The organism is Trichocoleus sp. Lan, from assembly GCF_039961855.1.
Lineage (GTDB): Bacteria > Cyanobacteriota > Cyanobacteriia > Cyanobacteriales > FACHB-T130 > FACHB-T130.
Map to the genome: position 1 here is coordinate 161,588 of NZ_JAMPKA010000012.1, position 11,774 is coordinate 173,361.

General features: G+C 48.7%; 8 protein-coding genes. 2 read left to right on the top strand and 6 right to left on the bottom strand.

The window, feature by feature from the left end; all coding sequences use genetic code 11:
• Nucleotides 1-5: 5 nt before the first annotated feature.
• The 3 genes from uvsE to NDA03_RS13025 all read right to left on the bottom strand — a co-directional run bounded on the left by uvsE (nt 6) and on the right by NDA03_RS13025 (nt 3,240).
• Entirely contained in the window at nt 6-1,088 is a 1,083-nt protein-coding gene (gene uvsE / locus NDA03_RS13015) for a UV DNA damage repair endonuclease UvsE (protein ID WP_348238220.1), read from the bottom strand.
• 214 nt (nt 1,089-1,302) lie between these two features.
• On the bottom strand, nt 1,303-1,941 hold the full coding sequence (locus NDA03_RS13020) for a hypothetical protein (RefSeq protein WP_348238221.1): 639 nt from the start codon (nt 1,939-1,941) through the stop codon (nt 1,303-1,305).
• Between the two features lie 132 nt (nt 1,942-2,073).
• Nucleotides 2,074-3,240: a hypothetical protein gene (locus tag NDA03_RS13025; protein WP_348238222.1), complete on the bottom strand. Its 1,167-nt coding sequence runs from the start codon at nt 3,238-3,240 to the stop codon at nt 2,074-2,076.
• Between the two features lie 361 nt (nt 3,241-3,601).
• Between NDA03_RS13025 and dacB the strand changes: the two genes are divergently transcribed.
• Complete coding sequence (gene dacB / locus NDA03_RS13030) at nt 3,602-5,089, top strand: D-alanyl-D-alanine carboxypeptidase/D-alanyl-D-alanine-endopeptidase (RefSeq protein WP_348238223.1); 1,488 nt, start codon at nt 3,602-3,604, stop codon at nt 5,087-5,089.
• A gap of 131 nt (nt 5,090-5,220) precedes the next feature.
• On the opposite strand, the gene NDA03_RS13035 is transcribed toward dacB, so the two are convergent.
• Nucleotides 5,221-6,279 (bottom strand): ABC transporter ATP-binding protein, encoded by a 1,059-nt coding sequence (locus NDA03_RS13035; protein ID WP_348238224.1) that lies wholly within the window; start codon nt 6,277-6,279, stop codon nt 5,221-5,223.
• A gap of 583 nt (nt 6,280-6,862) precedes the next feature.
• Between NDA03_RS13035 and NDA03_RS13040 the strand changes: the two genes are divergently transcribed.
• A complete protein-coding gene (locus NDA03_RS13040; protein ID WP_348238225.1) occupies nt 6,863-8,104 on the top strand; it encodes a hypothetical protein in 1,242 nt (413 codons plus the stop codon).
• A gap of 340 nt (nt 8,105-8,444) precedes the next feature.
• On the opposite strand, the gene NDA03_RS13045 is transcribed toward NDA03_RS13040, so the two are convergent.
• Nucleotides 8,445-10,031 (bottom strand): iron ABC transporter permease, encoded by a 1,587-nt coding sequence (locus NDA03_RS13045; RefSeq protein WP_190425308.1) that lies wholly within the window; start codon nt 10,029-10,031, stop codon nt 8,445-8,447.
• 125 nt (nt 10,032-10,156) lie between these two features.
• Nucleotides 10,157-11,263: an extracellular solute-binding protein gene (locus tag NDA03_RS13050; RefSeq protein ID WP_190410698.1), complete on the bottom strand. Its 1,107-nt coding sequence runs from the start codon at nt 11,261-11,263 to the stop codon at nt 10,157-10,159.
• Between the last annotated feature and the right edge of the window lie 511 nt (nt 11,264-11,774).

Here is an 11,774-nt window from a genome sequence, read left to right on the forward strand (position 1 = left end):
TGAGGTTACTCACCGTCCAAATTTGAACTCAAAACTTTGTCCTTGGGTTGTTCAGCTTTCTTAGAAGTGCGTTTTTTTTGCTTAGTTTTCGGTTGAGTAACCTTGTCCAGTGGCTTTTCTTCGGGTGGTTTGGGTGGGGGTGCGGTGCCAAAGACAGGCGACCATTCTTCTCGCAGTTTCGCGATCGCTTCTTCCTTCAGTTTCGCTTCTATCTCAATCCAGGGAACGTTGCAGTAGGCACTGGGCATCACGGTGATAAAATCGCTATGATGCGGGTCGCCAAAGGATTCCCGCCCGTTGGAGATATGGACTAGCTGCCATTCTGGGACGGGCCAAGTCGTCCGCGCTGCTGCCTTCATCTGAGCGATGCTGGGATGTTCGTAGCTGTCCAGCTTTTCGTGAATAACGTGGTGATGGGCGTCAAAGACCATTGGCACGCCAGCTTCCTGGCAAACAGCGAGAATTTCGGCGGCGCTATAGGCGTATTCGTCGTTTTCTAGGGCTAATCTTGAGCGAATTTCATCGGGTAAATCGCGGATGACTTGGATCAGTCGCTCAGCGCGATCGCCCTTACCACCATGTATCTCCATCATCGCCCAAGGCGATCGGGGTTGCCCCAATAAATCCATATTCCGGGCGTGCATTTGCAGAATTTTGATACTGTTCTCAATGACAGAGGGTGTATCTGAACTGAGGACAACAAACTGATCCGGGTGTACGACTAATCGGATGCCAAGAACCGTTGCGCGATCGCCTGTTGCTCGCACCTGTTCCGTAAATTCCTCTAGCATCGCCTCACCCAAATCAGTATCGGCAAAAGGAAATATCCCTGAGGGAAGTCGATAAAGCCGGAGATTATTTTCTACGCAGAAATCCAGCGCATTATTTAGGCGTTGCAAATTGTCGGTATACAGCTCCCGCACAACTTGCTGCTGTTCCGCTGTTTCTAGTTGCAATAGTCGTTTGCGAGTGAGGGCGCGGTAACGCACTTTGTCAGACGTTGTGATGCACACCAACCCCAATTGGGGTGGTGATTTTGTGGACGTGGAATGCGCGTTTGTCCGGTTAGGCAGATTGCTTATCATCATTGTTTTATCCTTAGTCTTCGTTTGGTTTCAAAAATTTAGCTCGCCAAAGCGGTTTGTTAAAAAAAATCTGACAAATTCAATTAAGGCTCAATCCAGTTTTGTTGGTAAAAAAACGCAAGAATTTTCGCTGCGTAGAGACGCGATGAATTGCGTCTCTACAATCTCGCTGTTTAACGAGCCATGTTATCCGAACTTTGCATTTACACTCGCTAAATTAATTAGAAACCGGCACGCCTTTAAATGGCTGGGTATTGGGAATATAAATGTCTAACGTATTGATTCCCTGCGGAACTTGTAGCCAAACATAGGCATCGGCTGAGGCACCTTGTCCAATGCTGCCAAAATCCACTGAAGGAGTCGCACGTTTAGGAGAAACCGCCTTGTAAGTCTCGTTTGTATTCGGATTGCGGGCAGTTATTGCAGATGGGTTTAAAACATCTATATCTGGATCGGTCGGACTTGCAACCCGTCGAATCCGAAACTGCATATTTACGACATTCCGAGATCCCGTTTCTGGATCGGCAACGCGCCTTACCGAGAGTAATTCTACTTGTGCCTTGCTGTTAAAAGCCGGTTGTACAAATTGCCCTGGTTGAATTCTGGCGTTGGTGTTGGTGGGGATAGTCGGAGTAGGCACTGGAGAGGCGACGCTAGTGGGGCTGACGGTGGGAGTGCTGTCTGCATCTGGTGTCGGGCTAGATGTTGGCTCTCCGATAGGCGTCGAACCGCTTTTTAAATTAGCGATCGCGTTGAGTTCCTCCCGCAATTCAAAAACTTGATAGGCACTGAAGCCACTGCCAATAATCGCCAAAATTGAAAGTACAACTGCAATGCCAGATAAAAAATTGCTCATACCGTTTTGGTAAGGGGTAATGGATCGTGAGTCAGTAGCAACGAACTAAGAACAAATGACTAAGGACTCATGATTATGGATGCATAAGGACTGACAATTCCCTATTTTCCATGACCCATTACCGATTCCCTCCTATTTAGAGATGGGCACATTCTTAAATGCCTGTACCTCCGGCACGTAGAGGTCAATAGAATTGACGTTTTCTGGCACCCTCAACCAGACATAGGCATCTGCCGAGGCTTGTGGGCGCAGCTGGAACAAAGAAACGGTTCCCGTCGAGCGATTAATCAAGTCAACGGCTTTGTACGTTTCGCTCGTCTCTGGATTCCGTCCAGTGGTTCCGCCCACAGTAATGATGTCACCTCCAACCACTCGATCTGACAGACTCCGGACGCGCATCTGCACGTTTACCACGTCGCGGTTTCTGGAGTCGGGATCTTGAATTCGCTTCACAGACAGCAACTCTACTTGTCCTTTGGTGCCCAAGGCAGGCTGTACAAATTGACCGGGTTGAATGTCAGCGCTGGATGCTGGCGCAGCTGGCGCAGTGGTTGCAGGTGCTTGAGCTTGGGGCGATGGCGCGATGGTAGGTACTGAGGAAGCGGGGGCGGTTCCACTCACTGGGCTGGTGTTCGCATCCGCAATCGGCACATTTTTAAATGCCTGCGTTTGATCGACATAGATGTCGAGGGCGTTGACACCTGCGGGGACTTTTAGCACGACATAGCCTTCTTGCGGTTGCCCCAGGCGCATCTGATATAAAGAAACCGTTCCGGATGAACGCTTTAAGGGATCGAGTGCTTGATAAGTTTCGCTGGTGATCGGATTCCGGGCAGTTGTCCCACCGACATTAATCAGGTCTCCTCCCACCACATCGTCTGCAAGACGATTAATTCGCATATCCACGCTGACTTCATCAGGCGCACCGAGAATTCTGCGGACAGCGATTAATTCAACCTGCCCTTTGTTGCTTAAGGCAGGCTCAACAAATTGACCGGGTTGAATGCCAAGGCTGGGCGCTGGGGCGACTGGGGCGACTGGGGCGACGGGAGCAGTTGGGGCGACGGTGGGGCTAATGGTTGGGCTGACGATTGGGGTAGCAGTCGTCACTGGAACTTCTGCGGGAGCGATCGCATTTTCTTGCTGCATTCGCTGATACAGCCACCAACCAGCAGCAACTAAACCCAATGTCGAAAGTGCGCTTAATAGAGCAACCAAAAAATATTTACTTCCGTTGTTCCGACGGGGTGCCTCTGTATGGCGATTGCTTTTCTCAAAATCGCGCTCTTGAAGTGCCATGATTATAAGTACCTATTTTTTTCGGTTGTAAATACAAAAAAATCTATGATTATTCTGTATTTTATTCACTTTTTAAGACTCGATAAGCTCTACCATTAGAAATATTTTTATTGGTAAACTAAATCGTGCTTTTGCACCTATCCAAGGTAGTATTTTTATTGACAAGTCAGTTTTATTTGGAAAAATCTGAATGGTAAGTAGGTTTTTAAAAGAAAGTATCAGCTTATCCCAGCATAAAGAAACCTGTAGTCTCAAAAAAACAAGTTTATCTATTTTTAGCTTTTTCCCGCGCCCCTACTTATTCCTAAAAATTACTAAAATCAGTAAATGCCTGAGTTTCCTGTTGCTCCTAAACACACAATTGCTATCCTGGCAGGAAGCGGCGAGGGCAAATAATCCCGCTGTTTCTCCGAATCCTTCGATAAATTCAAAGCAGGTTTCTCAAGCAGAAAAACCCCAATCCCCTGCGTTGGTTTGTCCTGCCCAACTAGGAAACGCGATTGAAGCTGTCACCAACCGTCCGGAATTTTCTCGTACTCGTTGGGGAATTTTAATAGAACCATTATCGACAAATTCAAAATTTCCAGAACGCACCCTCTACAGCCGCGAACCAGACCGTTACTTTATCCCCGCATCGAATACAAAGCTGCTGACAACAGCAGCGGTTTTAAACAAGTTAGGTTCTCAGTTTCGGATTCGCACCTCAGTTTATGGCACAAACGGGGGAGAATTGCGCGTAGTGGGACGAGGTGATCCTAGTTTCAGCGATACCCAGATAAGAGGCTTGGCACAACAGCTAAAGCGCCAGGGAATTCGTCAGGTGCAGCAGCTAATTGTCGAGGATGATTACTTTCAAGGACAGGCAGTAAATCCCAGTTGGGAATGGGGCGATCTACAGGCACCTTATGCGGCACCCGTTAATAGTTTAATTTTGAATCAAAATGCTACTGTGCTGACCCTATCACCGCGATCGCCTGGGCAACCGCTACAAACCGCTTGGATCGATCCAATTGCGATCGCGCAATGGCGACTGGAAAATAATACGGTGACAGCGGAAGCGAAATCACCCGCAGCGATCGCCGTTAGCGCTGTACTGGGGAAACCCGTATTACAGATTAAAGGTCAGTTGCCTGCGGGTGCCGAACCTGCATCTTTAGGTGTGGCAGTTCTCGACCCCGCCCAGTATTTTTTGCAGCACTTCCGGCGGGCTTTAGTAATTGCGGGGATTCCTATCGCACAGTCGCAGGTGGGATCTGGCAGAGAAAGGGGGGACGAACGGGAATTAGCTGCTGTGGAGTCGCCGCCGTTGGAGACTCTGTTGATGGAGACGAACCAGAACAGCAATAATCTCTACGCAGAAGCTTTATTGCGAACCCTGGGTGCCACCGGTAAAGGCGAGGAAACCACACTTTCAGAGAATTCGGCTGCAATGGGGTTAGCTGCTGTTAAACAAGCTTTAACGGAATTAGGCGTCGATCCCAACAGTTACGTGATGGCTGATGGTTCCGGGTTGTCTCGTCACAACTTAGTGAGTCCAAAAGCACTGGTGCAGACTCTCGAAGCGATCGCGCAAACCAAAGAAGCCGCAATTTACCGCGCCTCTCTCCCGGTTGCCGGTGTCAGCGGCACCCTAAAAAGTCGCTTTCAAAATACTCCAGCCCAAGGCATTGTGCAAGCGAAGACAGGAACGATGAGTGGAACGGTTTCCTTATCTGGGTATATGAATCATCCAGAGTATCAAACGATCGTTTTTAGCATTCTCGTCAATCAATCCGACCAATCTGCCCCAACGATACGGCAGGCGATGGACGAAATTGTGCTGCTACTCACTCGCTTGCGTCGCTGTTGAGTGCGATACATTTGTAGGGGCATGGCAATCAAAAAGCCCCGACCAAGCCCAGTTCGCCGGGTCGGATTTGGAGATCCCCCAACCCCCTTAAAAAGGGGGCTATGAGCAATTTCCCTAATTTATCGAGAGTTTTAGTTGGGAAAAACTCGAACGCTATCACCGGCAATCGATAGCTGCACTCGCGTTCCTACCGGCAAGGCGGTATCAGTCATCGTGCGAGCGTGGAGTTCTTTACCAGAGGGAGTTTGGAGGCAATATCGGTACTCGCGCCCTAAAAAGCGCCGGGTTCGGATGACAACAGGTGCATCAGGAAATGGCTGTAAGATCAAGTCTTCCTGGCGAATCATGAGTTCGCCGGTGAGGCTAGAAATGGGGTCTTGCCGTCCGTTAAGGGCGACATCAAAACAACCGACTTCTGTTTCCCACAGATGACCTTGGCGTTGGGCGGGAAGGAAGTTGGCTTGAGTAACAAATTCGGCAACAAACCGCGAGGCGGGGTGGGTGTAGATATCTTCCGGTGTGCCCAATTGCTCTAAATGTCCTTGACGCATAACACCCACCCAATCAGAGATGGCAAGTGCTTCTTCCTGGTCGTGGGTGACAAAAATTGCTGAAGTGCCAATTGCCTTGAGAATCTCTCGCACTTCTTCACGCAACCTCAAACGTACTTGGATATCGAGATTGCTGAGGGGTTCATCGAGGAGAACCAACTTGGGTCGCGGTGCTAAGGCACGGGCGAGGGCAACCCGTTGCTGCTGACCGCCAGAGAGTTCGTGAGGATAGCGCTTTTCTAATCCTTGCAGACCGACAAGCGCGATCGCATCTTCCGTGCGTTCCTTGGCCTGCTGTTTAGTCAACTGTTGCAAGCCAAAAGCAACATTCTCCGCCACACTCAGATGAGGAAACAGGGCATAGTCTTGAAAGACAATTCCCACGTCCCGATGCTCTGGCGGCACCCAACAATGGGAATCAGCAACCGTTCGTCCCCCAATCTCCACGCTTCCGCGGTAAGGTCGTTCAAAACCGGCAATCAGCCGCAACAGGGTAGTTTTACCGCAGCCAGATGGCCCCAGCAATCCCAACAAATCCCCTGGCTGCAAGGTCAACGTTACATCTTCAACAGCCGGAACTGTATTTTGGCTAAACTGCTTCGTTACATTCTGTAAGCGTAAAATTGCCGGTGGTTGCATAACTCAAAATTCAAAATAGGCGGCTTGATTAAATATCCCTTTGGCACAACAAATAATTTCAGGACTTACACAACTGTCACATGCGATAGCGAAGCGCTGCTGCGAAGCGCAGATTGCACCTCCACAATTAGGCCAAGGACATGGCTAACGCTGGACGCCTGAGTTGAGCAACTAATTTTCTCCTGAGAACCTGAATGTCAACCCTACGACAAACATTTGCAATGGTACGGGACCTGTAGTGGTAACAACAAGCTCTGGCAGGAATGCAAAGAAGAATAAAATTCCCTTTGGATTAGTGATACTGGTGACCAATCCAGTCCAGAAAAGTCTTCGGTAAACAATTGGAGTAACCGTTTTCGATGACTGAACCTGCTGCTTGCTCATCAACATTTGTACTCCTAAGAACAATATATATAGCACCAGCGAAGCGTATTAAATTAAACAGAAGCTCTGATGCCTGTAGCAATGCTGATAGCCCCAGCATGGCAAAACCAATTTGTTAGGTTCTTCTAAGAAGTCGTCTTCGGTTGCTAAAGCTGAAACATCAACATTTCTTATTTTCAATCCTTGCTTCAAAGTTGCCATGACGCAAATTGCTGAACAGTCTCCAAATAAATTAGTTCTCCGCCAGAATTACGTGTCCTTCGGTCGTGTGTTCCGAGAAATTCTCGTGACCGGGATAGGAGTTGGATTCCTTCTCTGGACCGGGCCTGCAAAATTGAACTGCCAACGGATAGAACCGACGCAGGTTACGTGTCAGTTAAGCAAACCGGGCTGGTTGGGGTTGGGGGTGTGGCAGAACACACCCATTCGTAATTTGCAGGCTGTGGAGTTGACAACAAATGTAGATGATGGGGTATTTTACCAAGTTCTGTTACAAACCAGTGAAGGTGAAGTTTCTTTAAGGGAATATAAAACTTCTGGGTTGGATAATACACAGGAGAGTGTTGATCGCATCAACACCTTCCTAAAAGACCCTACAGCAAATCGCTTAAGCATTGCACAGGTGGACTGGTTGCAGTGGTCTGGGTTACTCCCTGGTATGTTCTTCCTTGTGGGAATCAACGCGCTGTATGTCAGTCTTTTGAGTATCCGCTCTAAATTAATCGAGTCTTATTGCATTGACCAAACCCAGAATCGACTGACTTATCAATATGGGAGTCTGTGGAGACAACGCCAGGAACATTATGATTTTTCAGATATTCATCGGGTTGTTTTAGATGTAGACCCTTGGGCAAAGGTGCGGCTCTTTGTCGAAATGCGATCGGGCGAGTTACTGTGTCTGTGTGGGCAGGCTCACCCATCTGTAAAGTCTCCCTGGGAGGGAGCAGAGTGGCAACAAGTGCAGCCAATAGCAGATGAGGTCAGTCGTAGAGTTTACTGTCCCTGGCAATTGGCACTTGGATTTGGGCAAACCTGGATTGACAAATATGTGGCTCCAAACCCATACGCAAAAGTGACCGCACAGTGGTTGAAAGCGAACGTGCAATCATCTAAAGTTTGGGTCTTCGATCGGTCAGGTCACTGTATCATTTCCCAGGACAGTAATACGGTCAAGACCTACACGCTGAGGGATTTTGTTGATGTTCAGGTTCAGCTGACTCCTAGTAGAAGACTAGTTCCAAAAGAAGATGGTGATGGTGACAAATTCTACGATGTCCACTATCAGATCGTTTTATTGTTGACTTCCAAGAGACAGGTTGAAATTCAGCACTATTTCAGTCGCGAGTACAACTGGGAACCCGAAAGTGGCAAGCAGGCAACCGCACAAGTTCGGGCAGAAGAGACGGCTCAACGTATCCGCCAGTATGTCCGCAAAGATTAGCACAGCGATCGCCATCATCCATCAGGAAGGCTCGCGTGCATGAGGAGAAACGCCTTGCCATACGGGGCATAGCGTAGTTTTTCTGAGCGATCGCGCTTTCGTGGTGTTCTTATGCGATCTGCGCTTCGCAGCAGCGCTTCGCTATCGCTGTGTCAGTTGCGTAAGTCCTGAATTTGATAAAAACCATATAGATAGCAATCTTAAGTGATTCTTGAAACTCTCTTCCTTGGCGTCCTATAGCGAAGAGAGCGCATCCCTCTAGCGCATCCGCGCCGCTTCGCGAACGCTAGCGCGTCCTTGGCGGTTCGTCAAAATTAAATCTCCTACAAACCATTTCCGCCTACTTATAACTCCTCACACGCTCTTGAGATAACAGTAATAAAGTCGATCCAATCGAAACTAATAACATAAATAGAGAGCCAGTTGCTGCCTCAGCAAACTCAACATTTTCTGTAGCTTTCCAAATCTTTACAGCCAGGGTTTCAAAGCCAATCGGTGCTAATAGCAAGGTAGCCGGTAATTCTTTAATTGCTGTGAGAAACACCAACATAGCTCCAGCAATAACACCCGGACGCACCAGCGGAAGCGTAACTTCTCTGAGAGTTTGCCAGGAACTTCTACCCAAACTCCGCGCCGATTCTTCCAGCTGCGGATTCACCTGTAAAAGCGAACCCCGCACGGTTCCCACCGACTGGGGTAGAAACAAGACAAGATAGGCAAACACCAACATCGGCAGGGTTTGATACAACTGTGGCAAGTAGTTTGCCCCAAAAAATACCAGCGACAGCGCCACCACAATTCCAGGCAAGCCAAAGCCAATGTAAGAACAGCGTTCAATTATTGAAGTAATTCGCCCAGGAAACCGCACCGCTAAAATTGCCACAGGTAAGGCAAAAAGAGTGGCGACACCCGCTGTAATTCCTGACGCCAAAATGGAATTGAGTGCAGCCGGTACCAGATTCGGAAGGCTGTAGCCATTATGGAGTCCGCGAATCAGCCAGAACACGGTAATGCCAATAGGAAGCACTAAAGCGATCGCTGTCACGACCGCACAAAAAGCCACCGCAGGCCACTTCCAACGCCCCAGCAGCAAGACTTTAGGGGGGCGCTGGGAGGTGGAGCCGCGACTGTAGTATGCTGCACGCGATCGCGCTCGGTACTCTAACCACAAAATCAACAACACCAGTCCCACCAATACCAACGCCAAAGCCGCCGCTGAATTGCGGTTAAAACTTGCCTTATACTGCAAAAAAATCGCTCGCGTAAAGGCATCAAACCGCATTAACGACGGCGTCCCAAAGTCCCGCAGCGAGTACAACGCTACCAATAAACCCCCAGCCACCAATGACGGGCGCAACTGGGGCAAGATAACGCGAAAGAAAGTAGCTTGACCGCTTTGACCTAAACTCCGGGCGGCTTCCTCCAAGGTAGGGTCAATTCCTTGCAATCCAGAACGCACACTCAACAGCAAATAAGGATAAGTAAATAAGGTGAGTGCCAAAATCACCCCAGGCCAACCGTAGATGGAAGGTAATTCCTGTACCCCCAAAGGTTCTAGCAACAACTGCAACAAGCTACCCCGTGGTCCAAAGGTGGCAATCAGCGTAAAACTTCCTACATAGCTAGGAACTGCCAAGGGTAAGGTAGTCGCTATTAGCCAAAATCGGCGTCCCGGTAAATCGGTTCGCACGGTTAAAAATGCCAGTGGCACGGCAATCAATGCCGAACACAGGGTCACGATTGCCGCCATTGCCGCACTGTTGAGCAAAATGGTGAGAGTTCGGGCACGGGAAACTAATTCCCAGAGCGCTTCCCCACCGACACCAGCCGTCCGGATGACCAAATAAGTCAGAGGCAGAGCGATCGCGATCGCTACTGCCGCTGCTGTTAAAGTCAGAAATAAAGGGGGTCGAGCTGCTTTCTCCAATCAGTTAATCGATATGAGGATTAACAACCAGCAATTCAACAAAAGTGCGGAAATAACATCACTTTTGAAGGCTAGTAATGGGTAATAAGAGTTATCAGTACTTATTCCCCATTCCCACAAACGACTTAAATTACCTGTGTCTCCTGCAAAAGCTTCAACGTTGCATCCAAGTCGTTCAGATTGCTTAAGTCAATAGCAGTCGCTTGGCTGGGAATTCCGTTGAGTGCTTTTAAATTCCCCGCCGGAGCGATTCCCGAAGCTAGTGGATACTCATAAGTCTTGGTGGCAAAGTATTTCTGAGCATCCTGAGCCAACATGAAGTCCACAAACTTCTGAGCAATATTGGGATGTTTTGCACCCTCTAAAATTGCCACGCCCGCCACGTTAACCAAGGAACCAACATCATTGGTAAAGTGATGATCCACCGGAGCTTGGGGATTTTCTTGCTTGAACTTTTCTAAGTAATAGTGATTGACAAATCCGACCGCAATTTCCCCACGGGATAGCGCTTCTACAATTGCCGCATTTTTGGGGTAAGTTTTGGGATTGTTGGCTTTAATGCCTTCTAGCCATTGCTTAGCTTTCTCATCCCCTTGCGAGACGCGCAAAGCGGTGACAAAGGACTGGAAGGAGCCATTCGTAGGTGCCCAACCAATTTTTCCTTTCCACTTTGGATCGGTAAAGCCAGTGATAGATTCTGGTAAATCTGCTGCCTTAACTAACTTGGTGTTGTAGTCTACTGTCCGCACTCGACCCGTAATTCCAACCCACTTCCCATCCGGTGAGCGGTAGCGGCTTTCTACCCGATCGAGCAGTGAAGTTGGCAACTGCGATGCCCTACCTGCCTTTTGCATTGCTCCGAGTGCCCCGGCATCTTGAGCAAAGAAAACGTCAGCCGGACTATTTTTACCTTCTTCCAAAATGGCTGCTGCTAACTCAGCGGTGTCGCCATAGCGGACTTGTACTTTCGCCCCAGTTTCCTTTTCAAACTGTTTAATCAGGTCGCCAACCAGTTTCTCGTCCCGTCCTGAGTAGACCACCAGTTCTTTTTCCAATGGGCCGGTGGCGGCAACTGGGCTGGCAGATGGACTGGCGGCAGTCGTACTGGCAGGGCTGCTGGTTGGGGAGGTTGCATTGGGAGTCGTGGCACTCTGGTTGTCAGAGCAGGCGATCGCTAACCCACCGCTCGCAGTTGCCAGTCCCATTAAAAACACAAACTTTCGACGCTTCACCAGGTTACTCCTCAATAAAATCTTATATTGACAATGTTTTTTAACTAGGTAGCTAAGAACCGTTTGTTAAGTTACCACAAACAAATTCTCCACCCACTACCTGTACAAAGGGTTGCTTTTCTTTGAAGCCATCTTCTATAGCCTGTGTTATCAACTTTTAGTAACGTAATTGACAACCTTTGAATATAGCTGCAAAAAGAGTTATTGTCAATTATTATCATTAAGCTACAAAAATAGCGCTGTAGATGCATTGGGTTCCCAGGATTGGGAGCATCCCGATGAGAGCAAATTGCCCAGAGGCGGGAATCCGGCGAGACAAACGAAGTCCATCTAGCACTGCGAGAGCCACCTCGCGCTTCACAGCCTCAATTGAGCCTGCTAACTAAGGCTTCGAGCAACTAGTAGTTAACCACGATAGTTTTGACAGATAAACAGGGATCGGGGAAACTGGCTAAAACCCAAAACTTCCGATGCCAGAAAAATATACAGTCACGCTCAGCAACGAAGAACG

Bases quoted from the DNA above. Each gene is read 5' to 3' on its own strand.
- NDA03_RS13020 (WP_348238221.1), bottom strand. From the start codon at position 1,941: ATGAGCAATTTTTTATCTGGCATTGCAGTTGTACTTTCAATTTTGGCG.
- NDA03_RS13035 (WP_348238224.1), bottom strand. From the start codon at position 6,279: ATGCAACCACCGGCAATTTTACGCTTACAGAATGTAACGAAGCAGTTT.
- NDA03_RS13025 (WP_348238222.1), bottom strand. From the start codon at position 3,240: ATGGCACTTCAAGAGCGCGATTTTGAGAAAAGCAATCGCCATACAGAG.
- uvsE (WP_348238220.1), bottom strand. From the start codon at position 1,088: ATGATGATAAGCAATCTGCCTAACCGGACAAACGCGCATTCCACGTCC.
- NDA03_RS13040 (WP_348238225.1), top strand. From the start codon at position 6,863: ATGACGCAAATTGCTGAACAGTCTCCAAATAAATTAGTTCTCCGCCAG.